This window comes from Saccharomonospora marina XMU15 (assembly GCF_000244955.1).
GTDB classification, from domain to species: Bacteria; Actinomycetota; Actinomycetes; order Mycobacteriales; family Pseudonocardiaceae; genus Saccharomonospora_A; species Saccharomonospora_A marina.
Genome location: NZ_CM001439.1, coordinates 53,926 through 79,015, shown reverse-complemented (window position 1 = coordinate 79,015; position 25,090 = coordinate 53,926). Strand labels below are relative to the sequence as shown.

33 protein-coding genes are annotated in these 25,090 nt (G+C 68.8%); 16 read left to right on the top strand and 17 right to left on the bottom strand.

The window, feature by feature from the left end; genetic code table 11:
* Window positions 1-6: 6 nt before the first annotated feature.
* The 16 genes from SACMADRAFT_RS00425 to SACMADRAFT_RS00350 form a co-directional block, all read right to left on the bottom strand.
* Complete coding sequence (locus SACMADRAFT_RS00425; RefSeq protein WP_009151795.1) at window positions 7-639, bottom strand: PIG-L deacetylase family protein; 633 nt, start codon at window positions 637-639, stop codon at window positions 7-9.
* Window positions 636-1,493, bottom strand: coding sequence for a 5'-3' exonuclease (locus SACMADRAFT_RS00420; RefSeq protein WP_009151794.1), 858 nt, complete (start codon window positions 1,491-1,493; stop codon window positions 636-638). The genes SACMADRAFT_RS00425 and SACMADRAFT_RS00420 overlap by 4 nt, the downstream gene beginning before the upstream one ends.
* Entirely contained in the window at window positions 1,493-2,614 is a 1,122-nt protein-coding gene (locus SACMADRAFT_RS00415; protein ID WP_009151793.1) for a glycosyltransferase family 4 protein, read from the bottom strand. The genes SACMADRAFT_RS00420 and SACMADRAFT_RS00415 overlap by 1 nt, the downstream gene beginning before the upstream one ends.
* The gene (locus SACMADRAFT_RS00410; RefSeq protein ID WP_009151792.1) at window positions 2,607-3,170 is read right to left on the bottom strand and encodes a phosphoribosyltransferase; all 564 of its coding nucleotides are present in this window, start codon (window positions 3,168-3,170) and stop codon (window positions 2,607-2,609) included. The genes SACMADRAFT_RS00415 and SACMADRAFT_RS00410 overlap by 8 nt, the downstream gene beginning before the upstream one ends.
* A 57-nt stretch (window positions 3,171-3,227) precedes the next feature.
* A complete protein-coding gene (locus tag SACMADRAFT_RS00405) occupies window positions 3,228-3,725 on the bottom strand; it encodes a helix-turn-helix domain-containing protein (RefSeq protein ID WP_009151791.1) in 498 nt (165 codons plus the stop codon).
* Window positions 3,726-3,792: 67 nt separating this feature from the next.
* Window positions 3,793-4,740, bottom strand: coding sequence for a radical SAM protein (locus SACMADRAFT_RS00400; protein ID WP_040925472.1), 948 nt, complete (start codon window positions 4,738-4,740; stop codon window positions 3,793-3,795).
* 17 nt (window positions 4,741-4,757) lie between these two features.
* Complete coding sequence (locus SACMADRAFT_RS00395) at window positions 4,758-5,072, bottom strand: hypothetical protein (protein ID WP_009151789.1); 315 nt, start codon at window positions 5,070-5,072, stop codon at window positions 4,758-4,760.
* Between the two features lie 67 nt (window positions 5,073-5,139).
* The gene (locus tag SACMADRAFT_RS00390) at window positions 5,140-6,180 is read right to left on the bottom strand and encodes a glycosyltransferase (RefSeq protein ID WP_232285512.1); all 1,041 of its coding nucleotides are present in this window, start codon (window positions 6,178-6,180) and stop codon (window positions 5,140-5,142) included.
* Entirely contained in the window at window positions 6,177-6,665 is a 489-nt protein-coding gene (locus SACMADRAFT_RS00385; protein WP_009151787.1) for a DUF6884 domain-containing protein, read from the bottom strand. The genes SACMADRAFT_RS00390 and SACMADRAFT_RS00385 overlap by 4 nt, the downstream gene beginning before the upstream one ends.
* On the bottom strand, window positions 6,662-7,219 hold the full coding sequence (locus tag SACMADRAFT_RS00380; RefSeq protein ID WP_009151786.1) for a formylglycine-generating enzyme family protein: 558 nt from the start codon (window positions 7,217-7,219) through the stop codon (window positions 6,662-6,664). Before SACMADRAFT_RS00380 ends, SACMADRAFT_RS00385 begins: the two co-directional genes overlap by 4 nt.
* Before the next feature lie 3 nt (window positions 7,220-7,222).
* Entirely contained in the window at window positions 7,223-8,002 is a 780-nt protein-coding gene (locus tag SACMADRAFT_RS00375) for a reverse transcriptase domain-containing protein (protein WP_009151785.1), read from the bottom strand.
* 214 nt (window positions 8,003-8,216) lie between these two features.
* Window positions 8,217-8,921 carry a 7-cyano-7-deazaguanine synthase QueC gene (gene queC / locus SACMADRAFT_RS00370; protein ID WP_009151784.1) on the bottom strand — a complete coding sequence of 235 codons (705 nt, stop codon included), beginning with the start codon at window positions 8,919-8,921 and terminating at the stop codon, window positions 8,217-8,219.
* Window positions 8,922-8,923: 2 nt separating this feature from the next.
* On the bottom strand, window positions 8,924-9,406 hold the full coding sequence (locus SACMADRAFT_RS00365; protein ID WP_009151783.1) for a hypothetical protein: 483 nt from the start codon (window positions 9,404-9,406) through the stop codon (window positions 8,924-8,926).
* A 147-nt stretch (window positions 9,407-9,553) separates the two neighbouring features.
* Complete coding sequence (locus SACMADRAFT_RS00360; protein WP_101434365.1) at window positions 9,554-9,793, bottom strand: hypothetical protein; 240 nt, start codon at window positions 9,791-9,793, stop codon at window positions 9,554-9,556.
* Window positions 9,794-9,810: 17 nt separating this feature from the next.
* Window positions 9,811-10,020, bottom strand: coding sequence for a hypothetical protein (locus tag SACMADRAFT_RS00355; RefSeq protein WP_009151781.1), 210 nt, complete (start codon window positions 10,018-10,020; stop codon window positions 9,811-9,813).
* Window positions 10,017-10,385, bottom strand: coding sequence for a hypothetical protein (locus tag SACMADRAFT_RS00350; RefSeq protein WP_009151780.1), 369 nt, complete (start codon window positions 10,383-10,385; stop codon window positions 10,017-10,019). The genes SACMADRAFT_RS00355 and SACMADRAFT_RS00350 overlap by 4 nt, the downstream gene beginning before the upstream one ends.
* Before the next feature lie 763 nt (window positions 10,386-11,148).
* On the opposite strand from SACMADRAFT_RS00350, the gene SACMADRAFT_RS00345 reads away from it, so the two are divergent.
* The 4 genes from SACMADRAFT_RS00345 to SACMADRAFT_RS00330 all read left to right on the top strand — a co-directional run bounded on the left by SACMADRAFT_RS00345 (window position 11,149) and on the right by SACMADRAFT_RS00330 (window position 15,102).
* Window positions 11,149-12,513: a helix-turn-helix domain-containing protein gene (locus SACMADRAFT_RS00345; RefSeq protein WP_040925471.1), complete on the top strand. Its 1,365-nt coding sequence runs from the start codon at window positions 11,149-11,151 to the stop codon at window positions 12,511-12,513.
* 30 nt (window positions 12,514-12,543) lie between these two features.
* Entirely contained in the window at window positions 12,544-13,224 is a 681-nt protein-coding gene (locus tag SACMADRAFT_RS00340) for an SDR family oxidoreductase (protein ID WP_232285510.1), read from the top strand.
* Window positions 13,225-13,345: 121 nt separating this feature from the next.
* On the top strand, window positions 13,346-14,614 hold the full coding sequence (locus SACMADRAFT_RS00335; protein WP_083840818.1) for a helix-turn-helix domain-containing protein: 1,269 nt from the start codon (window positions 13,346-13,348) through the stop codon (window positions 14,612-14,614).
* Complete coding sequence (locus tag SACMADRAFT_RS00330) at window positions 14,602-15,102, top strand: NUDIX domain-containing protein (protein ID WP_009151776.1); 501 nt, start codon at window positions 14,602-14,604, stop codon at window positions 15,100-15,102. The genes SACMADRAFT_RS00335 and SACMADRAFT_RS00330 overlap by 13 nt, the downstream gene beginning before the upstream one ends.
* A gap of 24 nt (window positions 15,103-15,126) precedes the next feature.
* Here the strand turns inward: SACMADRAFT_RS00330 and SACMADRAFT_RS00325 are convergent, their stop codons facing one another.
* The gene (locus SACMADRAFT_RS00325; protein ID WP_009151775.1) at window positions 15,127-15,765 is read right to left on the bottom strand and encodes a prepilin peptidase; all 639 of its coding nucleotides are present in this window, start codon (window positions 15,763-15,765) and stop codon (window positions 15,127-15,129) included.
* A gap of 447 nt (window positions 15,766-16,212) precedes the next feature.
* On the opposite strand from SACMADRAFT_RS00325, the gene SACMADRAFT_RS00320 reads away from it, so the two are divergent.
* The 12 genes from SACMADRAFT_RS00320 (at window position 16,213) to SACMADRAFT_RS00265 (ending at window position 24,982) form a co-directional block, all read left to right on the top strand.
* Complete coding sequence (locus SACMADRAFT_RS00320; RefSeq protein WP_232285509.1) at window positions 16,213-16,629, top strand: hypothetical protein; 417 nt, start codon at window positions 16,213-16,215, stop codon at window positions 16,627-16,629.
* A gap of 20 nt (window positions 16,630-16,649) precedes the next feature.
* On the top strand, window positions 16,650-17,660 hold the full coding sequence (locus SACMADRAFT_RS00315; protein WP_232285508.1) for a hypothetical protein: 1,011 nt from the start codon (window positions 16,650-16,652) through the stop codon (window positions 17,658-17,660).
* 116 nt (window positions 17,661-17,776) lie between these two features.
* A complete protein-coding gene (locus tag SACMADRAFT_RS00310; RefSeq protein ID WP_009151772.1) occupies window positions 17,777-18,490 on the top strand; it encodes an SAF domain-containing protein in 714 nt (237 codons plus the stop codon).
* A 38-nt stretch (window positions 18,491-18,528) separates the two neighbouring features.
* On the top strand, window positions 18,529-19,392 hold the full coding sequence (locus tag SACMADRAFT_RS00305) for a MinD/ParA family ATP-binding protein (RefSeq protein WP_232285507.1): 864 nt from the start codon (window positions 18,529-18,531) through the stop codon (window positions 19,390-19,392).
* Complete coding sequence (locus tag SACMADRAFT_RS00300; protein WP_009151770.1) at window positions 19,389-20,894, top strand: CpaF family protein; 1,506 nt, start codon at window positions 19,389-19,391, stop codon at window positions 20,892-20,894. The genes SACMADRAFT_RS00305 and SACMADRAFT_RS00300 overlap by 4 nt, the downstream gene beginning before the upstream one ends.
* Complete coding sequence (locus SACMADRAFT_RS00295; RefSeq protein WP_009151769.1) at window positions 20,882-21,814, top strand: type II secretion system F family protein; 933 nt, start codon at window positions 20,882-20,884, stop codon at window positions 21,812-21,814. Before SACMADRAFT_RS00300 ends, SACMADRAFT_RS00295 begins: the two co-directional genes overlap by 13 nt.
* 3 nt (window positions 21,815-21,817) lie before the next feature.
* Entirely contained in the window at window positions 21,818-22,711 is an 894-nt protein-coding gene (locus SACMADRAFT_RS00290; protein WP_009151768.1) for a type II secretion system F family protein, read from the top strand.
* Between the two features lie 35 nt (window positions 22,712-22,746).
* The gene (locus SACMADRAFT_RS00285; RefSeq protein ID WP_009151767.1) at window positions 22,747-22,935 is read left to right on the top strand and encodes a hypothetical protein; all 189 of its coding nucleotides are present in this window, start codon (window positions 22,747-22,749) and stop codon (window positions 22,933-22,935) included.
* Window positions 22,936-22,940: 5 nt separating this feature from the next.
* Complete coding sequence (locus SACMADRAFT_RS00280) at window positions 22,941-23,456, top strand: TadE/TadG family type IV pilus assembly protein (protein ID WP_408640365.1); 516 nt, start codon at window positions 22,941-22,943, stop codon at window positions 23,454-23,456.
* Between the two features lie 9 nt (window positions 23,457-23,465).
* Window positions 23,466-24,011, top strand: a complete 546-nt coding sequence (locus tag SACMADRAFT_RS00275) for a TadE/TadG family type IV pilus assembly protein (protein WP_009151765.1) — start codon at window positions 23,466-23,468, stop codon at window positions 24,009-24,011.
* Window positions 24,008-24,499, top strand: coding sequence for a pilus assembly protein TadG-related protein (locus SACMADRAFT_RS00270; RefSeq protein ID WP_009151764.1), 492 nt, complete (start codon window positions 24,008-24,010; stop codon window positions 24,497-24,499). The genes SACMADRAFT_RS00275 and SACMADRAFT_RS00270 overlap by 4 nt, the downstream gene beginning before the upstream one ends.
* Window positions 24,500-24,544: 45 nt before the next feature.
* Window positions 24,545-24,982 carry an SPX domain-containing protein gene (locus SACMADRAFT_RS00265; protein WP_009151763.1) on the top strand — a complete coding sequence of 146 codons (438 nt, stop codon included), beginning with the start codon at window positions 24,545-24,547 and terminating at the stop codon, window positions 24,980-24,982.
* Window positions 24,983-25,090 lie beyond the last annotated feature (108 nt).

The following is a 25,090-nucleotide window of genomic DNA, read 5'->3' as shown; positions in this document are numbered from 1 at the left end:
GCCTGGTCACAATGTCGACGCCGCTGGGAGGCGTCCGAGGATGGGCACCGGTACGAAGTTCTCCGCGTAACGCACTCCGATTCGGGAGCCCCATAGCCGGGCGAGGGTCTCGGCCATGGGACCGAAATGGTCGGTGATCGGCTGCGAGGTGTGGGCCGCGAGCGCGCGCTTTTTGATCTCGTAGGTGTCGGTGATGTCGATGGTGGTGTGTGCGGGTACGGGGCCGTCGGCGGTGAGGCTGTTGTAGGTGTCGGCGGTGTAGACGCGGCGTGGGTGGCCGGTGGCGATGACGACGTCGGGCAGGGCTGCGACGAGCGTTTCCGCGAGATTCCGGTGGTCGGGGTGAACGTCGCGAAGGGGGTGGGTGATGACGATCTCGGGCCGGACGGCGAGCAGCAGTTCGCGCAGGGCCGTCGCCGTGGGTTGGTCGTACTGGTACAGCTTGGCCCCCAGGATCGCCGCTCCGGCCGCTGCTTCGGCATCCCGCACTGGTTCGGGGTGATGCGGAATCGCGACGGTGACGGCGGCCCCGGAGGCGGAACAACGGGCGAGTGTTCCGCCCGCCCAGAGTTCGGCGTCGTCGGGGTGTGCCATCACGGTCAGCACGGACGCCGGAGCGGTGAACGGCGGGGCGGTCACCAGAGTCCGAGTTTCTCGATGACGTCGGCCGGCTTGGGCAGCTCGCGCGTGGGGTGGCCGGTCGGGTGGTGTGGGAGGTCGAGGTCGGTGCGCATCCGGATGAGGTCGCGCCAGGCGAGCACCTGCTCCCAGACGTCGGTGACCTTGGTCTTCTTCGCCCCGGTCAGTCGTCCGGAGGCGAGAAGCTGGTCGAGGTGCAGCCCGCCGGCCAGGAGCTTGGCGGCCGTGCCTTCACCGATTCCCTTCACGCCGGGGATGTTGTCGGCGGAGTCGCCCTTCAGCGCGCAGAAGTCGGGCCACTGGTCCGGTGTAACGCCGTAACGGTCGGCGACCTCGGCCGGGCCGATGTGTCGTCGGCCGCGTTTCATCACGGTGTTGAGTGCGTGGACCCGGTCGTCGACGAGTTGGTAGAAGTCGCGGTCGCCGGACATGATCCGCACATGACGCTCGGGGTCCTGATTGCGGGTGACCTTGACGAGGGTGGCGATCACGTCGTCGGCTTCGGCGGTGTCGATCTCGATCCAGGCGATGCCGTAGTCGGTCAGCGCTCGCTGGACGTGCGGGATCGCGCGCAAGGGTTTGAGCGCGGCTTCGTCGAGGACGCGGTTGGCCTTGTAGTCGGCGTCGCTGTCCTTGCGCTCGGCGGCACCGTGCTCGCCGTCGAAGACCACGAGCACCTCGGGTGGCTCGGACAGTTCTTCGCGGATGGCGACGCGCAGGAGGGCGAAGAACCCGAACTCCGCGGTGAGGTCGCGAGTCTTGTCGCGGGAGAGGATCGCTGCGGGGAATCCGAACGCCGCGCGCCAGAGGAGGTTGTGACCGTCAACCAGGAGCAAAGGGACGCCAGCAGGCATCACCGCACCGCCTTTACGAATGTCTCGGCGACTGTGGTGGGCAGATAGTCCCGCGAGCGGTAGTACGCAGCCCTGGATAGTTCGGCGTAGCGTATCGGATCTTCGAGCAGTTGCTCGGCGGCGCGCCACAGGCCGTGCTCGCCCCACGATCGGGGGACGATCACCCCACCGGCCCCGTCGCCGGTGCCGACCAGGTCGGGAAGGTTGCCTACGTCGAAGGCGACCACCGGGGTGCCGACGCTCATCGCCTCGAGCGCGACCAGCCCGAAGGTCTCGCGCAGCGAGGGCACGATCACCACCGCGGCCTGCGCGAGCCAGGACGGCACCTGGTCCCAGGTCAGGCCGTCGCCGTGGATGGTGCCGAGCTTGAGGTGGGCCGCGGAGTAGCGGGCCTTTTCGAGTTCGGCCGCCTGGCCGCCGGCGGCGATCTCGAATCCGGCCTCGCCGACGATCACCTCGATCGTCCGGTCGACCAGGCGCCCGGCGTCCAGCAAGGCCCGGATGTTCTTCTCCGGCCCGAGCCGGGCCAGGATCCGGATCGGGCCGTGCCGACGCAGGGCTTCCCGTCGTGAGTCGGGTGGCGGTGCGTGGTCGTGGAGCAGGGCGTTGGGCACGATCTGCCAACGGTCAGTGTCGTAGCCGCGATCGTGTGCCTGGTCGAGCACCGTCGGGGACGGCGCGATCACCAGGTCGGCGCGGTCCAGGGCGGGCTGGAGATCGTGGTCGTGGCCGACGACGTGCATGGCCAGTACCGAACGCGCCCGGCTGACCGGCGCGGCTCTGCCGAGGCCCCACAAGCCGTCGGTGTAGACGGCGACGTCGACCCGGTGCTTGCGGTACAGCTCGCACAGTTCGGCGGCGAGCAGGGCGTCCTGGCCGTGGGTGCTGATCGCGTCGCGGAGTTCATCGTCGTCGCAGGGGAAGTCGACGCCCACCGAACACACCCTCACCACGTCGTCGTCAGGGGTGGTGATCGGGGCGGCGGTCAGGATGAGGCTGCGGTGGCCGAGCTGGCGCAGTCCGTGGGCGAAGGCGGCGGTGGCTCGTTCGATCCCGGCCGGCGCGTTCGGAGTGTAGGAGGCCAGGACGAACGCGATGGTCAGCGGAGGCGGGCTAGGCATGGCAGAGCGCCTCCTCCGGGCGTGGCAGAGGGGTGGTGTCCTGGTCGGCGGGCGGCTTTTCCCAGGGAAAGACGACCCAGTCCGAGACGGTCCAGATCGAGTAGTCGGGCAGCGTTGCCGCCCCGGTGTTGAGGCACAGGACTGCGGTCAGGAGCTCCGCGCTCGGGCTGAGCAAGGGCGTGAGGTCGTGTCGGAGGCGGCGGAGGGTGGCGCCGCTGCCGCAGATGTCGTCCACTAGCAGCACCCGGCCCTTCATTCGTTGCCCGTTCAAGGCGCGTGTCAGCGGATCAAGGTCGAGCGTCACCTTGCCCGTGGCCTGCTGATAGGTCGCGTCGCCGGTGTTGTGGCGGGCATGGACCATGCGGGCTTTCACCCCGAGCGTGGAGGCGATCATGCGGGCGGGCGCGACGCCGCCGTTGGCGATGCCGATGACGTGCTCGACCGACTGGTGATCGCGCAGGATCGCGCCAACCAACAGGGTCGTGGCCTCGCGGAGCGAGTCGGGAGTCAAGCGCCAGATCTGGTGGTGCTCGAAGACGCGGCGTGCAGTGGTCATTCGTGGTCCATTCTTTGAGGGGCAAGGGATGTCGCGTCAGTGAGGCGATCGCAGGTCCTATGCGCCTTGGAGCTCACGCAGGGCTTGCACGAGGTCGTACATGGGAGATCCGGCGATCCCGGCAAGTGCCGTCAGTGCGTGGGCGTCCAGTTCTTCGACGGGGGTACGTCCGACCGGGCATTGGCGGGCTCGGACCGTCGCCCATCGCTGGAGGGGCTGCAGTCGGGGGTCGGTCGTATGAGCGAGGGCCGACAGGTCGACCTTGACGCGACCGTCGTGATCGCTGCCGAACGCGAGGGTGGTCGCGCGGAGCAACAGCTCGTCGGGCCGCTGCTTCAGCACGGCGCACAGTTCGACCAGCCGCTCGACGGATATGCGGCGTGTGCCGAGTTCGTAGGTGGCGAGAGTTTGCAGGGACAGCTCGTCCTCGTCGTCAGCGCCCATTTCGGCGCGCATCTGCTTGCGGGTCCAGCCGCGTTCTTTCCGGGCGGTCCGCAGCAGGTCTCCCAGCACCCGCGCGAACTGCTCGAGTTGTTCGCTCGTCGGCGTGTTCATCGCCCTTCCTCCTGCAATGCGATGCGTACTTTCAGCCGGGCTACGCCGGAGCGGTTCGAGGAGTCGTTCATGCCGAGCCGTCCCTCGCAGTCAGTGCGAGGTCGTTGACCCCAAGCAGCGGGCGCAGGGAGCTGATGGCCTGCGCGTCCGGCTGATTGCGCCATACCTGGCCGTCGGCTCGGATCACGGTGAAACCCCCGGCTGCTTCGCGAGTGCGCAGGCGTACGGGTACGGCCGACGTGGCGCTCAGCTCGGCAAGGAGGTCGGTGGCCTCGTCGTCGGTCAACTGCTCGGTGCTGGCCAGTGCGGCACCTTCTCCGATGGGGAGCATCTGCAGGAAGGTCACCCCGTGCACACCGAGCGCGGCGGCCAACTCGACCAGCGGCCGGACGCTGGCCCGCGCGGTGGAGCGCAGAAGCACGGTCTGGATCTGGGTTGGGATGCCGTGGGCGACCGCTGCGCGGATTCCGGCGACGGCGCGCTCGAAACTGCCCGCGCCGCGCCAGCGGTCGTGGCGTTCGGCGTCCGGGCCGTCGAGACTGACCCGCACGGCGTCCACGCGGGACGCTAGGGCTTCGGCACGGCGGACCAGGTGCGTTCCGTTGGTGGTGACGCTGACCGCGCAGCCGCCCGCGACGAGTACGTCGATCAGCTCGGGCAGTTCGCGCAGCAGCAGTGGTTCGCCACCGGAGATGTCCACGCCCAGGATCGCGGACTCGGCGACCAGCCGCGCGATGCGGTGCCGGTCGGGTCGAGCCAGTTCGGGCACGGACTTGTCGTCCAGGCAGTGGGGGCAGGCGAGGTTACAGCGCACCAAGGGCGACCAGCACACGCTGATCGGTACGTCGGCGTGCAAGGCCGCCGGGTGGATCTCGGGCCAGGAGAAGAGGGCGTCGTCGGACAGCCGGATCCGGCCGGAGGCGAGTTCGGCACCAGTGCGGTGGGTTAGCCCGGTCAGCGGGTCATGGACGACGAACCCGGTACCGTGTGTCCGCGCCGTGAAGGTCCGCGTCATGGCGGTACGTCGCCCGATCACAGCGTGTCCTGCGGTGGCAGCATCGGCGGGGCGTACAGCTCCTCGAACGGCTTCGGGCCGACGTACTGGCGGCAGGTACAAGGCACCCACTGGTTTCCGATCCAGGTACCGTCCTCGGTGCGCGCATCCTTGTGCAGGATCTGGCCGTGGCACTCGTTGGTGTCAGGGTCGTGCTGTTCCAGCCCATGCGAGCAGCCGCACAACGGTTTCGGCGTGGTGTCTGCGGGTGCGCGGCGGCGAGTCAGCTTGCCGGCCAGCAGCCCTGTGGCGAACAGGCCAGCGCCGACCGCGAGGGAGATCGGGTCGATCATCGGGCAGTGTCTTCCTTCTCGTCGTTGTCGTCGTTGCGGCTTTCGATGCAGGGGTCCGTCGCTGGCGCTAGTGGGGTCGCAGCACCTCGCAGGTGCGCAGCAGCTCGCTTACCTCGGCGATGAACGAGTGGGTGCGGCCGGTCGGGGCGGGCCGTCGCATCAGGTCCCAGTAGCGGGCGAGGGTGCCGGGCCAGGTGGCGAGCTTGCGTTGCCATTGCTGTTCCGCGTCCGGTGGATCGAGGTGGAACCCGACGACTTGCCGCAGCGGGATCACCAGCAGCCCGCTCGCGATCAGACACGCGCCGAGGTACGTGTCTTCCATGCCCCAGCCGATCCGTCCGAACTCGGGATCGAACCCTCCGACGTTGAGGACGGCGGCGCGTGGAACGGCGACGAGGCAGGTGACGACCATGCGGGGCAGGTCCCAGTCGACATAGCGCTGGCCGTAGCCGAGGTCGACGAAGTCGTGGGTGTGGTCCAGCGGACGGCCGTCCAGGCGCTCGGTCAGCGTGACGCCGGTGTAGAGCAACGGGCGGCCGACCGGTGGCCGCCATACGACCCGATGGTCTGCGCCGAGTTGGGGATGCTCGGCCAAGACGCCGCGTCCGCCCTGGTGCAGGTCGTAGGGCAGGTTGTGGCGGAAGCCGACGAGCACCGTGGTGTCGGTGGCGCGGGCGGTGATGTCGGTGATCACGTGTGGGGGCAGGACCATGTCGGCGTCGAGGTAGAGGACCGTTTGCCCGCGGGCGAGCGCGGTGCCGAGGTTGCGTGCGGTGGCCCCGCCCGCGCGTTCTGGGAGCCGCAGGACGGTGGTGACGACCGGGTGTCGGGCAGCGATGGCAGCCGTGGTGTCCGTGCTGGCGTCGTCGACGACGATGACCTCGAACCCGAGCCGATGGTGCTGGCCTTCCAAGGCGTCGAGCACAGCCGGCAGGCAGTAGCTGACGTTGTAGGCCGGGACGACGACCGACAGGGTGCGCACGGCGGCCAGTGAAAGCTCCGACGGCGTGGGCTCGTGCCACCCGATCCCGGATATGGCTTCCCGGCTGCGAGTGCTGCTGGTGTGGAAATTGTTGCGGCGCAACAGTTCCTCGTGCAGCGTGGTCACGCCCACCCCCACTGGTGGAGGTAGGTCAACCCGTCCCACCATCCCCACGGGTCCGGGATGACCGCAATCTGATCGAACCGGTCGAGGTGGTCGAACACGCGCTGCAAGGCGAGCAGGTACAACGGCTCGACCACGATCAACAGGTGCCGCAACGACGGTGTCTCCGCCAATTCGGCGTCCAGTTGCCCGGAGACCGTCCGCTCGTGCAGACGCACGGCGTCGACCCGGTTCGTGAGCCGGTGGTCGTAGGTGCTGATCGCCTTCTCGGGACGCAGCAGGCCGTGCGCGGCCGAGAGGATACGGATACGGGCTCGGCGAGAAGGATCTGCGGCGAAGTGATCACGCGCCTGCGGAACGCACGCGCCCTGGTAGAGATCAAGCGCCGCAACCGGGGCGCTGGTGACGAGCTTCTCCCGCGAACAGTTGAGGATGATCAAACCCTGGTCGGGCGCGAGGATGCGCGTGCTGGGCGGCCGAAGGGTCATGGTTCGCGCACCACCCGCAGGCCGATGCCGCGCGAGCGCAGTTCAGCGGGCGCGGCGTTGAGGAACGTGCACTGCGCATACAGCGGTGGCGCGGCATAGGAACCGCCACGGATGATGACTCCGTCGCTCATCGCGGTGCTGGCGGTCCACTCCCACACGTTGCCCGCGACATCGAGCAGGCCCTCGGGTGTGGCACCGTCAGGGTGGGTGTCGACCGGGGTGACCGTGCCGTGCCCGGAGTCGCGCAGGTTCGCGAACGCCGCCTGCCACGGTGCGTTGCCCCACGGCCAGCGTCGGCGGTCAGCTCCGGCGGCCATCCACTCCCACTCCGCCGAGCGTGGCAACCGCCCGCCCAATCGGCTGGCGATCTCGGTCGCCTCGGCGTGGCTGATCTCGGCGACGGGGAACCGCGGCCCGAGGCCAGGGTGCTCGCTCGGCAGGTGTCCGTAGGCGATCGGGGTGCGCGTCCACAACAAAGTGGCGACCTGGATAGGGCGGGCGTCGTCCCCGAAGGCGCAGACTCCGCCGGTGACCTCGATCCATTCCAGGTTCATGCCTCAGCCGCCGATCAGGAAAAGGTCTTCGACGTTGGCGTCGTCGCGGATACGGCTCTTGGCCTCGTTGGGCCGCAGCCGAAGCTGCAGGAGTGCGTCGCTGATGGTGTAGAACGCCTCCTGCGCGTCCTCGCGGGTTCGGGCGAAAGCGACATAGTTGTCGGCGAAGCGGACGACCCGAAGCCCAGAGACTCGTTTATCCACTTGGGACAATCGGAGATTGATCAGCATGGGCGCCAGGCCGGAGCCCGGCGCGATGGGGCTCGGCATCGCGGCGAGCGCGGTACGGAGGCGGGCCAGGAAGGTGCCGTCGTGGATGTGCTCGGCATGCCAGTCGATGACTTCGTCGATCGTCGCGCCTTCCGACACCGAGGCGACGTCGAGATCGGCGACCCACCGGAAGCCCGCGCGGCTATACCCAGCGGCCTGACGCAGGGAGGTGATGCGGTTGCGGCGCGGACGGAATCCGGACACCCAATCGCGGAAGGCGCTCGCTTCCAGCACCGGTTCGAGGGCGTTGCGCAGCGCGCGGTGCACCAGTCGATCCCGCACGGTGGGGATGAAGGTGTGCATCTCTTTGCCGGTGTAGGTGGGGAGCCGTACGTCGCGGATCGGTCCGGGCTGCCACGTTCCGCTTGCGAGTTCGATGGCCAGTTGCGGCAGCATCACGCGGGCCTCGCGGCGAAGGTGGCCCCAGGTCATGTCGTCAGCACCGGGTGCCGAAGCTCGCCGGCCGCATTGGCGCAACGCGCGGCGCAGGTACGGCTCGGACAGCAGCGGCATCAACGAGTGTGACTGCGGTCCGGAGGCGGAGGGCGCTGGCGGCGTTGCCGCCTGGTGCGCTACCGTGCTGGGTGCTTGGGCGGCAGGAACGATCCCCTCGCCACGCTGTACCGGTTCGCAACCCAACACGCGCGAGCCGTGGCGCGAGGAACGACGGCCCCGCCCAGGCCCAGTTGGCGAGCCGAGTTCCGCCTCCGTCATCATCATCACCTCGTCACGCGCAGCGGTAGCTGGTGGGGTCGGTGATGCCGTTCTGTTGGAACGCTTCCTTGCGTTCAGTGCAGGTTCCGCATGTCCCACAGTGCGTCGCCTCGCCCCGGTAGCACGACCACGTCCGCTCGAACGGAACGTCCAGTGCCGTGCCAATGCGGACGATGTCGGTCTTGCTCTGGGTGAGAAACGGGGCGAGGATCTCGAAATCGTCGACCAGCAGCCCCTCGTTGGCGGTGCGGACCGACCGGGTGAACCGCTCGACGAACTCCGGTCGACAGTCCGGGTAAACGGCGTGATCACCGGCATGCGCACCGAACGCGACCACATCGGCCTTGCGGGCAACAGCCACGGAGACGGCGATGTCGAGCATGATCGCGTTGCGGTTCGGGACGACGGTGGCACGCATCGACTCGTCGGTGTAGTAGCCGTCAGGCACCGCCACGTCGGTGTCGGTCAGGGCCGAGCCGACCAGCAGCCGACCGAGCATCGAAAGCTCAACGGTCTCGTGTGGACAGTTGAGCAGTCGCGCGATCTCGGCCGCGTACTCAAGTTCGACTCGGTGCCGTTGGCCGTAGTCGAAGGACAACAGCGTCAGCTCGGCCCCGCGCGCGGCTAGCCAGTACGCCAGCACGGTGGAGTCCAACCCGCCGGAGGCGATCACAATGGCGTGGCGCGGATGTCGGTGAGCGGGGGTGCCGATCGGCATGTTCACCACGTCCCGCACAGCGAGGACGTCGAGCGGGCCGCGCCGACCACTGCGGTCCACGGCGGAAGGGTCATGTGTGGTTGCGGTTGTTCAAGCCACCGCACGCCTTCGTCCACGTTGTCCAAAGCGGGAAGCAAGATGGAGTCACCGCGTTGTTTCCAGCCGACCTGGATGCGCACCAGGTCGTCCCAGGACGACTGGCGCAGGGGCGTGCGTGGCTGGGTGAGGAAGATCCAGTCGTTGGGATCGCCGGGAACCACGATGATGGGCGCGCGCAACATGTGCCGCGCAAGGAAGTTGTTGACCTCCCCGGCAAACCCGGCGCGCATGATAAGCGCGTCGACGGTCGTGCCAAGCTGAAGGCGGACATCACCGGTGACGCTGTCGATGGTGGTTGGCCACGCGAACACGTCCCTGTAGTCCCGCGCTCGTTGGTCAGGCTTCTGCTCAGCCAGGGCGGGGTGGTCGTCGATGACGGCGGTCATGAGTCGGTCCTCCTCGAGAGGGGTGGGTGCTGGTGGCGGCCGGGCGGAAGGCGTCGTCGAACCGCTTCCGCCCGACCGCAGTCGGTGTCGCGAGCGCGCGCTCGTCCGAAGGCACGGCGAGAAATCCGGCCTGGCTTCAACATCTGGCTAGACGGCCCCCGCTCGGTGCGGCGGGTGCTCGGCGAGCAGAACGTCGCGGAGTGCCGCCCGGAGCTGCCCGGCCTCGGCGTTGGTCAGCCGCGCAAGCCGTCCGCCGGGCAGCTCGATCTCGACGTCCGCGGGAGTGCGCCGCCGCAGGTGCAGCGCGGACCGCTGGCCGTCGCCGTCGCGGCAGTCGACTTTGCGGTGGTGCCATCCCAGTCGACGAAGCAAGGTCGCGGCGGGCACGGTCGGACATGACCGCCTCATGAGCCGTCGGTTTTTCTGATCATGCCGAGGCCATGTGTTCCGGCCGTGGCGATCGCGTGCCGCAGGACACGGTTCGGGGGCTGGCGCGGCGCGCGGCGATGCGAACCGGCGTAAGCGGATTCGGTCTGCCGACGCCGCCACGCCAGCCGCAGCAGGCAACAGACAAACGCCAGCGCGGCGCTCGCCGTGATGACCACGGCAATCATCCGGCCTCACCCCTGATGGCGGGGATCGCGGCGAGACCAGGTATCGGGGTCGTGGTCCCGCCGCGACATGACAGCAGAGCAGGGCGCCCCTCGGCGGTTGGGGGAAGACCGCCGTTGTTCTGCTCCGCCGTGCCCGCCATGCCGGTTGCCGTGAAAGGGCCAGGTGCACCTGGCGCGGGTGTGGTCGCCACCTCGGTGGCTTGCATGACGGCGGAGCGGAACTGGGCGGTGGCGGCGCGGTCGAGGACCGCGACTTCCCCAGGGGGAGCCATGACCACGACCTCCGAGCCACGCACGACAACACGCAGGGTCCTCTCGCGGCCGGCGACATCACGGCACGCGATGGACCAGGGTCCGGTGTTCATCGTGCGGCACCGCCTCGCGCGGTGTCCCTACTCCATTCCCGTCGACACACCGGCTGCACGAACAAACACGGCACAGCGAGCTGAGTCTGTGGGCATCGCGGCGCGCAGGGCGTCGCGAATCGCTGGGAGAGCATCATCTACTCCAATAGTCAGCGAGTCCCTATTTGGTTTGTTGCGTCGTTTGTCGTCCGCCGCAGGCCGTCAAGAGCGGCCTGCGATCGGCACCCGGTGACCATTCGGTGCGCCAGCCGGGAGGTGCCCGTTGCCGGTTCCAAAACTGCTGGTGGTTGCGGCTGCGAACACCGATCAACTAAACGATCGCCACGGGGAGCGGACCAGAGCGGCGGTGGGGCGGCGATGGGGCGCGGATGGAGCGTCATCCCCGATGACCTGCCCAAACGTTGACCGAGCGGCGTCTACGTCAATCGGGTGAAGCGGGTTGACACCGTGTGTAACCAGGCTTCTCGGCGGTGTCTTGGACGCCGCAGCCCCGAGGAGGCATATTTACTCGCCGCGATCGGACGCGTGAGGGAATGGTACCCACGCCACGCCACAGTCGGTGATGCTTCTCAACGAACAAAAAGGCAGCTCGTACGCGTGTTTTCCGGTCACTCCGCTGATCCGCCGGCCTGCCGGGCTTTTGGTGTCTTGTGGCCCTAGTCTTGACCTGGCCAAACGGCGACGGGAATATCAGGGGCGGTCTAGCCGGACGGGGACGAGCATGGCAGCACGACGAGACGGCCTGGCACGACGCCGCGCGGCGATGGGTTTCACCCAGGACACGCTCGCCGAGCGCCTCGGGCTCGAACGATCCACGGTAGGACGCTGGGAGCGCGGCACGGGCACGCCGCAGCCGTGGAACCAGCCAGACCTCGCCAAAGCCCTCGACTTGTCCCGCGACGCCCTCGCCGCTCTCCTCGGTCCTGATCAACTCGCCAGTCCTCCCGCTGGCCGGACGTCCGAGCTTGAGGTTGCGCGCGACGTGGCCGCTGCGTTCAACTGGCCGGACTGGCACCACGCCGGGCAGGCCAGCGTCCTGGAGCCACCTTGGTCGATCACCGGGACGATGCAGGTTCTTCACGAGGTCGCGGGAGGCACGATGGATCGCCGGGGGTTCTTGATCATCACGGGTGCCGCGCTCGCTGGCGTTGCAGACCGATGGGGTTCAGCCCTGACCGGTGTCCTTCCACCGACCACGGTCGCGCTGCCCGAGCAGCGCGACCCGCGCCTGTCCGCCACGGTCCTGGACCGGCTCGACCACCGGCTCGCCGACCTTCGCCAGCTCGATGACGAGTTTGGCGGACGCGAGCTCCACCAGCTCGCGGTCGCGGAATTCAACTGGCTGACTCGTCTCGCCGATCAAGCGGACTACAGCACCTCCGCCGGGCAGCGGCTGTTCAGTCTCGTCACCGAGGCAGCCCGCCTGTGCGGATGGCTGCACTTCGACGCGGCCCACCATGCCGCCGCCCAGTCCTACTACGTCGCGGCCCTACGGTCCTCGGCCAGCGCGAACGACTCCCTGACCGGCGCGCACGTCTTGGCGTGCATGAGCTTCCAGGCAACGCTGACCGGCCACCACCAGGAAGCCATCGCCCTGATCGACGCCGCCGAGGACCGGACCAAGCACACCGCCACTCCCCGTCTTCGGGCGCTGCTGGCCAGCCGGAAGGCGCGGGCGTACGCGAAAGCGGGCGACGCGGCGTCCTGCGGTCACGCCCTCAACGATGCCGAACGACGACTCGACGCGACCACGTCCCAGAACCCGGAACCTGACTGGATCTACTTCTTCGACGAGTCGGAGCTCGCTGCGCAGGCCGCTGCCTGCTGGGTCGACCTGCGCCAGCCCGCCAAGGCTCGCCCGCTGATCGACAACGCGCTGAGCAGCATGAACCCCCAGTACGTCCGAGACCGCACGATCTACCACGTCCGCAGCGCCGAAGCGCACCTGCACGCCAATGACCTCGACCTCGCCTGCGACGACCTCCACACCGCGGCCGACCTCGCCGCCCACACCGGCTCGGTGCGTTCCATCCACACCATCCGCGAAGCGCGGCGCGCGATGTCGCACCACGACCGGGAGGCTCGGGTCCAGAAGCTCGATCTCCACCTCGCCGACCTGGCCGCCTAACGAATGCACAGCTCTCGCAGGGTCGCGCTCGTGACGGGCGCGAACCGGGGTATCGGCTACGCCATCGCCGGACAGCTCGCCGAACGCGATATCCATGTCGTCGCCACCGCCCGCGACGTCGAACAGGCGAACCGGACCGCGACCGATCTCGTCGGCCGAGGATGGGCCGCCTCCGGCGTACGCCTCGATGTGACCGAATCTGACACCATCGCCGCAGCGGTCCAGCACACCCTCGACCGGCACGGCCGGATCGACATCCTCGTGAACAACGCTGGGATCAGCGACGGAGACCAACAGCCGTCGCACATCGACGTCGACCTGGCCGCCCGTGTCTGGCAGGTGAACGTGCTCGGCGCCTGGCAATGCGCCGAAGCTGTCGTTCCCGCGATGCGTACCGCCGGTTACGGCAGGATCGTCAACCTGTCCAGCACGCTCGGCTCTCTGCATCACATGACGCGGTCCACCGAGCCCGCCTACCGCGTCTCCAAGGCGGCCCTCAACGCCGTCACACGGGTCCTCGCGGCGGAACTCGCCGGCACCGGGATCCTGGTGAACTCCGCGTCCCCCGGCTGGGTCCGCACCGACCTCGGCGGCCCGAACGCTCCTCGCACGGTCGAGCAGGGTGCCGACACGCCCGTCTGGCTCGCCACGCTGCCCGACGACGGCCCCACCGGTGGATTCTTCTACGACCGCGAACCTCTGGAATGGTGATGCACGCTGCCAGAAGTCGGCCGCTCCAGCGACCGCAGGCCCGGCCGCGGCCCCAGAGACTTGGCTACGGAAGATCAACGAGAGATCGAGCCTCGTACACTCCTAGGCTTGACCTGGGCAAATGACGACGGGAACATCGGGGCTGGTCGACGGAACGGGGACGAGCATGGCGACGCGACGCGACGGCCTCGCACGACGCCGCGCGGCGATGGGATTCACCCAGGAGACGCTGGCCGAGCGCCTGGGGACTGAACGGTCCACGGTCGGCCGGTGGGAACGCGGTACCGGCACGCCGCAGCCATGGAATCAGCCCGACCTCGCCAAGGCATTGGAACTCTCACCGGAAGCGCTCGCCGATCTCCTAAACAACGTCGGCCCGATGACACGCGCTCCCGCTATCAACGAGTTGTCCCCAACCGCGATCGGGCAACTTTCGCTGCGGGACGACCACGGCCTTGGAGTCGTTGAAAGAATCCAGGTAACCGCCCAGGCATTCCAGACCGCCGACCGGCGTGTTGGCGGCGGAGTGTTGTACCCGTCGGTTGTGCGATACCTCAACCTTGAGATCGGGCCACGCCTGCTCGATCCGGGAGATGGAGTTCATGGCTCGGCTCTGTTCGCGGCTGCGGCGTCAATGACGGAGATCGCGGGCTGGATGTCACATGACGGCGGGCGAGATGCCCTGGCGCATCAACACTTTGACCGAGCCTTTCGGCTGGCGACGGCCGCCCACAATCAAGCGTTGGCTGGAAACGCTTGCGCTTCGATGGCACATCTTGCGATCGAGCTCGACCAGGCGAACAACGCCCTTCGGATCGCCACTGTCGGACTCGACCGAACCCGCGAGACGCCAGGCGCCGTGCAGCTATTGGCCCGCCTGCACGCCATGCGAGCACGCGCCTTCGCGCTGCGAGGAGAACGAACAAGTTGCACTCAGGAGTTGGACACGGCTGAGCGCATCTTGACCGGCGCGAACAACGAACCTGCCGCCGACTGGATCGCGAATTTCGACGATGCTTCCCTTGCGAGTGAGGCTGCCCTGTGCTTCCTACGGTTGACGGAGTACCGGGAAGCCGAACGCCAAGCCAGAGAGGTGATCCGGCTCAGGTCGGGAGATCGCGTGCGTAGCCGTGCGTTCGGTCAGCTCACCCTCGCGAACGTCCTGCTTGAAGCAGGACGTCCGGATGAGGCCGCGTCGCTGGGCCAAGAGGTGTGTCAGTTGACCACGTCGCTCAGCTCGGCCCGCGTGGTGCAGCGCCTGAGCGAACTCGGCCAATCCTTGGCGGCGGTTCGACGCCTGCCCGAAGTAGCGGCATTCCTGACAGCGCTGGCCGCGATGAGCCACGTCCCCGGTAAGCAGGAAGGGCGCACTGTCACGTGGCCGGTCTGACAGACGACGAGGCCCGTTTCGCCTACCTCGCCGAAGGGAACGCCAAGCAGGCCCGCAAGCGCGTGGCTGCCGACGTCTTGCTTCGTGACGAGTCAGGTCGAATCCTGCTGGTGAATCCGACATACAAGGAGCACTGGGACCTGCCCGGCGGGATGGCTGAAAGCAACGAGCCACCCCGCAAGGCAGCAGAGCGCGAACTTGTGGAGGAACTCGGCGTCACCATCACCGCGGGGCGGCTACTCGTGCTGGACTGGGTCGGCGCCCACGGTCCATGGGACGACCAGCTCGTGTTCATCTTCGACGGCGGGACGCTGACTGGAGATCAGTTGGCCAACGTGCGCGCGATCGACCCTGAAGTCAGCGAGTTCGCGATGTTCGAGCCCGAGGAAGCCAGTCGAAGGCTACGGCCGGACATGGCCCAGCGCCTTTCCCGTGCACAGCAGGCGTTGTCGAGTGGGGCCGTCGACTACTCCGAGGTGCCATCGTGACGGCAGGCGAAGCTTCAGCGAACGTCACCCCGGAACGCCCACGATCGTGATCAACGCCCCGACCAGGAGAAACGGTCCCATGGGCACCAGTGAGCCCTGCGGTCTTCGTCGGGTCGCTCGAACCAGGAGCCACACCAGGGCGGCTGCGAACCAGCCGAGGACGGTTGCCGTGACGAGTGCCGACCAGCTCAACCAGCCGAGCGCGAGGCCGAGTAGACCGCCCAGTTTCACATCGCCGGCCCCCAGCCCGCCTCCGGACACCAACGCAAGTACCAGGTAGAGGATGGCGATGACTGCCATGCCGACCAGGGCGCGCACGAAGTCCGGGCCTTTGGAGTGCAGGATCGCCGAGGTCGCCAGCATCGCGCCGACGATGGCGACGCCCGAGTAGACGAGCACGCTGGGTAGTCGTTGCTCGAGGACGTCGATCACGCCGAGTGCTACACCGAGTGCGGCGAGCACGCTGTACGGCAGCAAGTCGAACTGATGACCGAAGCGCCAGGCGAGGGCGCCGAACATGAGGGCGGTCAGGAGCGTGGCGGTGAGCCGCATCGCGAGGGCTGCGATCGGAGGTGTCGTGAGCAGGCGTTGGGAGCCGAATGCCAGGGCGGCGCCAACGAGGATTCCCACCCCCGCCCACGCCGTGATGAACGCGGCGGACATCAACCGACACCGACACTTATAACGTTCTGTAGTCGATTTGCCACTGCCTACCCCCAGAAAGTGCTGGTCGCGCCTCCAGTGTCACGCAGGCAACCTCAGACAGTGATGCCTATCGCCCAAAAGAGTGAAGATCTATAGAAAATGCCTTTCCGACTTCAAAGTCAGTCGCCTACACACTTTGCAGTCGGTGGGGGTGGGTGGTGTAGACGTGGTGTGTATCACGAAAACGATAGACGATCTTCACTGATGTCTGGGGGGTGGGGTGTGGTAGCCCGCAAGGTCTTGATCGTTAGTGGGCGCCGAGCCAGGGCGATGCTCGGCCTGGGAGCCACGTTGGCGATCCTCGCCGCGTGTAGTTCCGGCACGAACACCCCATCGTCCGGCACGACCCAGCCGACCGGGCAGGCGTCAACGACTTCGGTTCCGTCGACCACGGCATTGTCTGTTGTGGACAAAGCCAAGCAGGACGCCCTCGCGTCGTACCGAGGTATGTGGCAGGACTTCGTCGCCGCTGGGACCACATCGGACTGGCAGTCGCCGAAGCTGGGGCGGTACGCGACCGGGATCGCGCTGACGAACATGTCACGGGCCTTGTACGCAGATCACTACAACGGCTTGGTGACCAAGGGCGAACCCACCTACGAGCCTTCGGTGTCCTCCGTCGAGCCTCCTGACAATCCGAACAAGATCGTGATCACGGACTGCTCCGATGATTCGCGCTGGTTGAAGTACAAGGCCGACACCGGCCAGCTCGCCAACGACACTCCGGGCGGTCGGCACCTGATCAACGCCATCGTCCAGAAGCAGGCGGACGGATCATGGAAGGTCTCGGAGTACGGCGTTCACGAGGCGGGGACATGCTGAAACTACGACGCGTTTCAATCGTGACAGGACTGGTGGTCGTCGGCGGCATATTCGGTGTGGCTCCGGCGCTCGCCGACGGCGGCTATGGCAGCACGACGTGTGACCAGACGCCGGCCCCGGTCTGCGATCTCGGCGCGGGCAAAGGCGGCGACAACAGCAAACCGGGGAACCCAGGCAACGGCAACAAGCCGGGACGTCCGGGCACCGGCAACCCAGGCAAGGGCAACAGCAACCCCGGCGACACGATCATCGGTGGGAACTCGAACCTGGCCAAGTGTTCCTACGTGAAGAGCGACTACCAGCCGCCGTCCGGTGGTGTGGTCACCGCCGCCTTCACCAAGCCACTGAACACCGGCGGCGCGACCGTGCAACCCGCTGTCTTCACTCGCCCAGCAGCGGGTGGAGTGGTCCTGGCGCAAGCCGCTCAACCAGCACAGGGCCAGCAAGGTTCTTGGTACGTATGGCAATGCTCGACCGCGGGCGTCACCGACGGGCTGTACCGGCCACCGGTGTGGATCGCGGATGGACAGCAACCCGGTGCGGCGCAGTTGCCCTCGCCGGCCGAGTTGGCGCAGATGGCGCGCAAGCAGTTGCGGCTGCCCACACCGACGATCGCGGCGAACCCTGTCGGCGATCAGCTGGTGAACTTGCCGACGTGGATGTGGCTGTCGAGCGGGTGGGGGCCGGTATCGGCGACAGCCTCCGTGCCGGGCGTATCGGTGACGGCCACCGCGACGCCGACGTCGGTGACTTGGTCCATGGGCGACGGCAGCACGGTGACGTGTACCGGGGCGGGCACACCGTTCCGAGCCGGTAGTGACCCGAAGGCGCCGTCGCCGGACTGCGGCCACACCTACCGCACCTCGTCCGCGAAGCAAGCGGGGCAAGCGTTCCCGGTCGCCGCCACGGTGCACTGGACGGTCACCTGGGCGGGCGCGGGCCAAGGCGGAACGTTCCCGGACCTGACCACGACCGGTAACGCGGCCTTCCGTGTCGCGGAGTCCCAAGCCCTCAACAACGGCGGCGGCTGACCTCTCTCGGGCAGCACCTCCTTTCATAACAACACAAACAACTGACCCGTCCTTCCGCTCGCTGAAGAACCTCAGCGACGCGGCGCACTACCCCCATGCCTGGAGGAGGTACCGGCGTGACCACGAACATCACGACTCAGCCGGACACCGACCGATCCACGAAGTCGGCCAGCGGTCCCTGGGTCGCGGACGGCAAGAAGCCCGCTTCGCGGCTGCGTGGGACGAAACGACGCCGCAGCATCCCGCATCTGCTGCTGGGTGCGCTGCTTGTGCTGGCGTGTGCCGCCGCGTTCCTGGTGGTGTCGCTGAACTCCGGGAACCGGGAAACGGTCTTGGCGTTGGCGCGGCCGGTGGCGGTCGGGCAGGTCCTGACCGCGCAGGATCTCAAGCAGGTCAACGTCGCCGTCGACCCCGGTGTGTCTGTTGTGGACGCGAACCAAGCGGCCAGCGTGGTGGGTAAGACGCTGTCCGCGAGCTTGCCCGCCGGCGCGCTGCTGACCCTGGACGCGGTGAGCGGTGCCGGTGTTCCCGTGGCAGGGCAGGCGATCGCGGCGTTGTCGTTGAAGGCGGGTCAGTTCCCGGTGGAGGTGTCGCCGGGCGCGCACGTGTCGGTGGTGTTCGTGCCGGGCCAATCAGGCGCCGCGCTTGCCAGCCCGCCGACGCCGGACTCCACGACGGTGTGGCCGGCGGTGGTCACCAGCGTGACCTCGCCGCCGAATCAGCAGGTCACGGTGGTGTCGGTGCAGTTGAGCCAGGCCGCCGCCCGCCAGATCGCCGCCGTGCCCGCGGGCCAGTTGTCGATCGTGATGCTTCCGGGAAGTGGTCAGTGATGTTGGTGGCGGTGCTGTCGGTGAAAGGGTCGCCTGGGGTGACCACGTTCTCGGTCGCGCTGGCCGCGCGCTGGCCATCGCCTGCCCGCGCGCTGCTGGTGGAGGCCGACCCGTCCGGCGGGGACGTCGGGACGCGGTTCTCGCTGGAATCGGCGCCGGGGCTGGTGAGCTTGGCGGTCGCCGCCCGGCGTAGCGACGACCCGGCGTTGCTGTGGCAGCACGCGCAGACCCTGCCGGGCGGGCTGCCGGTGGTGGCCGCGCCACCGGACGCCGACCGCGCGCGAGCGGCGTTGTCCGCGCTGGCCGACCCGACCACTGGCGCGGGCGTCCTGCGGACCGCCGCGAGCGCGCCGGATGCCGTGGTGATCGTCGACTGCGGTCGGATCGATGCCGGGTCTCCGGCGATGCCGATCGTGCGCTCGGCCGACGCGATGGTCTTGCTGACCCGTGCGCACGCCGACGACCTCGCGCACCTGGCCCGTCGCCTGCCGGCGATCGGCCGTTGGACCGCGCATCCGGCGATGTTGCTGGTCGGCGAGGGGTATTCCACCGCTGAAGTCGCTCGCGAACTCGGAGTGCTGCCGCTGGGCCGCGTGCCTGACGATCCGCACGGGGCGGCCGTGCTGTGTGGACGGCCCAGCACGCTGCGGTGGGGCCGCAGCGGACCGGCCCATTCGGCGCTGGGGCAGGTCGCGCACAAGGTGGCGAAAGTGCTCATCGCCGAACAGGCACCGCCGCCTGCGTTGCCCCGGCAGGCACTGGCCGACAACCAGCCGATGCAGGTGCTGCGCGCGGTGCCCGGCGTGCCCACCAGCCCGGTCTCGGCCAACGGTTTGCGACTTGCGCCGGCACCCCTGCCGCCGAACACCGAGAACACTTCGCGCGGAGGGCAAGCGTCATGACGTACCCGCCCAACACCCCTCCGCCTAACGGGTATCCGGCTCCGGTACCTCTGCGTCCGCACCAGCAGCAGGGACAACCGTCAGGTTGGCAACCGGCCAACACGTCCGGCCACCCCAGCTGGGCGCAGGCGACCCCGCAACCAGCGCCGAGCGGCCCGGAACCGGTGCAGGCGACCGAGGCCGTCGGGCGACTTCGCCAGCACCTGCGCGACACGCTCGGCACCGAGCTGCCGCTGCGGGTCGATGCCCAGCAGCGCCGCACCGGCGCCCCGGTCACCAGGGAGGCCCGCCGTGAGCTGGCGCGGGCGATCCTGGAGGATGCGGTCGCCGCGCACAGCGAGAACGAGCTGATGGACAACCGGTCGCTCGTCGGCCGGGATGTCGAACAGCGGGTGATCACCGAGGTCATCAACGAACTGTTCGGCATGGCCGGCCTGCAGCCACTGCTGGACGACCCGACGGTGGAGACGATCAACGCCAACCGCTACGACCGGGTCTTCGTGCAGTACAACGACGGCCGCCGCGCGCGGGTCGCCCCGATCGCGGGCTCGAACGAGGAGCTGACCGACCTGGTCCGGCTGCTCGCGGCCCGCGCGTCCAGCCAGGAACGCCGCTTCGACTACGGCTCCCCGGCGGTCAACCTCCAACTCCCCGGCGGGGAGCGGTTGTTCGCGGTGATGGGCCTGACCGCAGGCGGCGTGACCTCGCTGTCGATCCGCCGGCACGGCTACCTCACGGTGACCCTGCCCGAACTGCGCGCCCGCGGCACCATCGACCCCGGCCTGGAGCAGTTCCTGCGCGCGCTGGTCCGGGCGCGCAAGAACATCCTGATCACCGGCGGCACCGGCGCAGGCAAGACCACCCTGCTGCGAGCGCTCGCGTCGGAGATGGACTCGATGGAGCGGATCGTGACCATCGAGGACGCCTTCGAACTCGGCCTGGAACTCGACCCCGACGTCCACGCCGACGTGACCGCCTTCCAGGCCCGCGAAGCCAACGTCGAGGGCGAAGGCGCGATCTCCCAGGCCGAACTCGTCCGGTGGGGCCTGCGCATGTCGCCGGACCGGGTGATCGTCGGCGAGATCCGGGGGCCGGAAGTCATCCCGATGTGCAACGCGATGTCGCAGGGCAACGACGGCTCGATGGCGACGCTGCACGCCTCCAGCTCACGGATTGCCTTCACCCGGCTGGCCTCCTACGCCGCGCAAGGCGTCGAACGCCTCCCGCTGGACGCGACGAACCTGCTGGTCGCCTCGGCGGTGCACTTTGTCGTGCACCTGGCCCGCGGCACCGACCGGACAACCCGCGTCGTGTCCTCGATCCGTGAGGTGGTCGGCGCCGACGGCCCGCAGGTGGTCTCCAACGAGGTCTACCGGCCCGGCGCGGACCGCCGCGCCCGCCCGGTGGCCGGGGCGCTGCGCACCGACACCCTCGACGACCTCGTCGATGCCGGGTTCGACCCCGGCTTGCTTGAGCAGCCGGAGGGGTGGTGGCCGCGGTGAACATCACGATCAGCGCTACCACCGCCCTCTCGGCCCTGCTCGGCGTCGGCGTCGGTGTCGGATTGTTGCTGGTCATCATCGGCTGGCGCGGTGTGAACGTGAACCGGCGCTCCGGACTGTTCCGCCGCGGGCAGACGCGCCGCGCCCAAGCCGCGCCGCGAGATCAGCGCCAGGCGCTGCGGATCGGCCTGGCGATCGCGGTGGGTGTGCTCACTGGTGTGGCCACCGGCTGGGTTGTCGGCGCCGTGCTGGCTGGGCTCGCGGTCTGGGCATTGCCCCGTGTCCTGGGCCGCGACCCCGAGCACGCACGTCGGGTGGCGCGGATCGAGGCGATCGCGACCTGGACAGAGATGCTGCGTGACACGCTCTCGGCCGCCGCTGGGCTGGAGCAGGCCATCCTCGCGACCGCGCCGCTGGCGCCGCCGGCCATCCGCGGCGAGATCACCGACCTCGCGGTGCGGATTGAGAACGGAGACCGGTTGGCGCCCTCCCTGCGCCACCTGGCCGACCAGCTCGCCGACCCCACCGGCGACCTCGTCATCGCCGCGCTGGTGCTCGCGGCCGAACAGCAGGCCCGCCAGCTCGGTGACCTGCTCGGCTCGCTGGCGCACACCGCCCGCGAGCAAGCCTCGATGCGGATGCGGGTCGAAGCCGGGCGCGCCCGGACCCGGACCAGCGTGCGGGTGATCGTCGGCACCACCTTGTGCTTCGCCGTGGCCGTGGTGCTGCTCAACCGCCCGTACCTGTCCGCCTACGACTCCGCGACCGGGCAGATCGTCCTGCTGGGCATCGGGATCCTGTTTGGACTGGGGTTCGCGTGGCTTGTGCGGGTCGCCAGGGTCGCCGAGCCCGAACGGTTCTTGTCCCTGGCCGCCGACTCCGAGGACCAGCCCGCGCTCGTCGCCGAGAGGCAGGTGTAACCCGTGATCACCGCACTGATTCTGGGAGCCGGGCTCGGCCTGGGCCTGTGGGCGCTGGCGGTGTGGGCGTTCCCGCCCCGGCCCGCACTGGGCGCGGTCCTGGCACGCAGCACGGCGGCGCCAGCGCCGACACCGATCCTGGCCACCGAGGACACCGGGTGGGCGGCCAAGCTCGGCCGCCCGTTCATCGCGCCGCTACGCGCGCTCGGTCTGCCCGGCGAGCGGCTGGCTCGCGATCTGGCCGTCATCGGACGCCCGGTCGCGACCCATCTGGCCGAGAAGGCGACACTGGCGATCGCCGGTCTGCTCGCCCCGGTTCTGCTGCAACTGCTGCTCACCTTGGCCGGATTGTCGCTGGGGATCGAGTTCCCGATCATCGCCGGACTCGTCCTGGCCGCTGCCGGATTCTTCCTGCCCGACCTGCAAGCGAGGTCCGACGCGGCGAAGCTGCGCACCGGGTTCCGCCACGCCCTGTCCGCCTACCTCGACCTGGTGTGGATCACCCTCGCCGGTGGCGCCGGGGTCGACAGCGCGCTCAACGACTCAGTCGCCATCGGCCGAGGTTGGGCGTTCGAGCAGATCCGCCGAGCCCTGGACACCGCCCGGCTGACCCGCACGACACCGTGGGCGACGCTGCGCCAGCTCGGTGAGGAACTCGACGTCACCGAGCTGTCCGAGCTCGCCGCCTCGGTCAGCCTGGCCGGCACCGAGGGCGCGAAGGTCCGCACCTCGCTCGCGGCCAAGGCCGGTGCCCTGCGCACCCACCAGATCACCGACGCCGAAGGCGACGCCCAGGCCGCCACCGAACGCATGTCGCTGCCGGTGATGGCGTTGTTCCTGGGCTTCTTGGCGTTCATCGCCTACCCCGCACTGACGCTAGTCCTCAATGGACTGTGAGTTGCGGGGCACGTGGAAATGGGAGGAGAAGCGCGATGCACCTCTACCTGGTGGCATTGTGGACGACGGTGAAGGCGCGGTGGGAACTGCTGCGCCGGGAACCCGAGGCCGGGTACTCGACCGAAACCGTGCTGGTGACAGCGCTGCTGGTGGTGGCCGCGTTGGCGATCATCGCGATCATCATCGCGAAGGTCACCGCCAAGGCCAACGGCATCAACCTGTAGCCGTGATGCGCGGGGAGCAGGCACAACGGTGGCGCCGCCGCCATCATCGTCACCGCGCCGACAGAGGCCGCGGTGATGGCCGGCCGCGGCCTGCGCGCGGGAGGACGGTCTCGCGAGGCCGTATCCGGCTGCTGCTGCGTGGTGACCGCGGCGCGGTCAGCGCGGAGCTGGTGATCGCGGCGCCGCTGCTTCTGTTGATGCTGCTGGCGATCGTGCAGTTCGCGCTGTGGTCGCATGCGACTCACATCGCCCAGGCCGCGGCGTCCCAGGGGCTCGCCGCGGCGCGAGCCCAGAACGGCACCGCGGCCGCGGGCAGCGCGAGTGCGCAGCAGATGCTCGATCAGCTCGCGCGCGGCCCGTTGACCGGCACCAGTGTCGGTGCCGACCGCACCGCGAATTCCGCGTCGATCCGGATTTCCGGGACCGCGACGTCGGTGGTCCCGTTCCTCAGCTTGCCGGTGCACGCCGAGGCGTCCGGCCCGGTCGAACGGTTCGTTCCCGATCTGGCCAGTGGCAGGTGATCGGACGCCATGACGACCACGAACCCGCCCGCCACCTGGACAGCCGAGACGTGCCCGTCCGGTGGTCCAGAACGCCCGCTGGGGCGCTATCGCACCCGCTGGGGTTGGTGGGTGGCCTGGTGGCGCGCGGACCGTGGCTCAGTGGCTGCGGAAGTCACCATAGCGGCGCCGTTTCTGGTCATGCTGCTCGTGTTCGTCGCCGTGGTGATCCACCGAGGGGTGGATGCCCGGCTGCGGCTGGACGACGCCGCGCATCAAGCGGCCCGCGCGGCGAGCATCGAACGCACCTCGGCCACCGCGACCGCGGCGGCGCAGTCCACCGCCACCAACGCGCTGTCCTCGGCCGGAGTGACATGCGCGTCGCTGAGCGTGGACACCGCCACCGGCGGGATGCGACCGGGCGGCACGGTCAGCGTGACGGTGTCGTGTGCGGTCGACTTCGGCGACGCGCTGATCCTCGGTGTTCCCGGCCAGAAACGCTTGTCCGCCACCGCTGTCGAACCAGTCGACACCTGGCGCTCGGTCTCGGGGAGTACGTCCGGAGGCGGCGCATGATCCGCCAGGAACAGCATCATCGGCCACCCTGGCGGACACGATGGAGCCGCTGGTGGCGAACACAGCGGCGGGCATGGTGGCGGGCCGACGACGGCAGGGCGACCGCGTTCGTCGTGGTGCTCACCATCGGGATCCTCGCGCTGGCCGGACTGACCCTGGACGGAGGCTTGGCCTTGTCCGCAAAGGTCAAGGCGAACGGCCAAGCGGAGGCCGCAGCCCGCGCGGGCGCCCAGGCCATCGACCTCTCCGCGTACCGCAGCACCGGCACGCTGCAACTGGTGCCGGTTCAGGCGGTCGCCGACGCGCAAAGCTATCTCGCCACGGTCGGGGCCTCCGGAACGGTGACCGTCTCCGGCGACACGGTCAACGTCACCATCACCGCCTCCCAGAACACGCAGCTGCTGGGCATGGTCGGGATCTCCAGTCTCACCGTCCACGGAACCGGCAGCGCTCATCCCCAGCGCGGGGTGGTGACCATCGACCCATAGAGCACCCCACGCTCGCATCGGCATGTCAACGGAAAGGAGAGCAGGATGGCTACGACCGACATCGCCACGGCCGAGGAGATCGATCGCCGCGTCGAGGCGGCCGACACGGCCCGGCGCGCGAAGCGTTCCGCTGCGGCCAAGGAGGTCGGTGAACTCGCCCAGCGCCGGACGGTGCTCGCCGAGCAGCTCGCTGAGGTGGAACGGCAACTCGGTGAGGTTCTCGCTGACGCGAGCGACGTGCTGGAGATCGACGAGCTGGCACGGTTCACCAACATTCCGGCCGCCGATCTGACGGCGTGGCTCACATCCCGGAAACCACCCCGTACCGCCAAGAAGAAGAGGCCCGCCGCGACTGCATCGAGCGGAGCACCGTCGGCGGCGAAGACATCGACGAACGGCCAGGCGCCCGTGCCGCCCCAGCCCGCTGTGCCTCGCACCGACAGCGCAGACGCGCCCGACCGCGTCACGGCGGGAGTGACATGACAACGCTCGAGCGCGTCGGCGGCTGCCGCACAAACCGCACCCCGGCTCGCCTGCTTCCGATTCCTCGCGGAGTGGTGAGGATCGAACCCTAAAGCCCTGTAGCGCCAA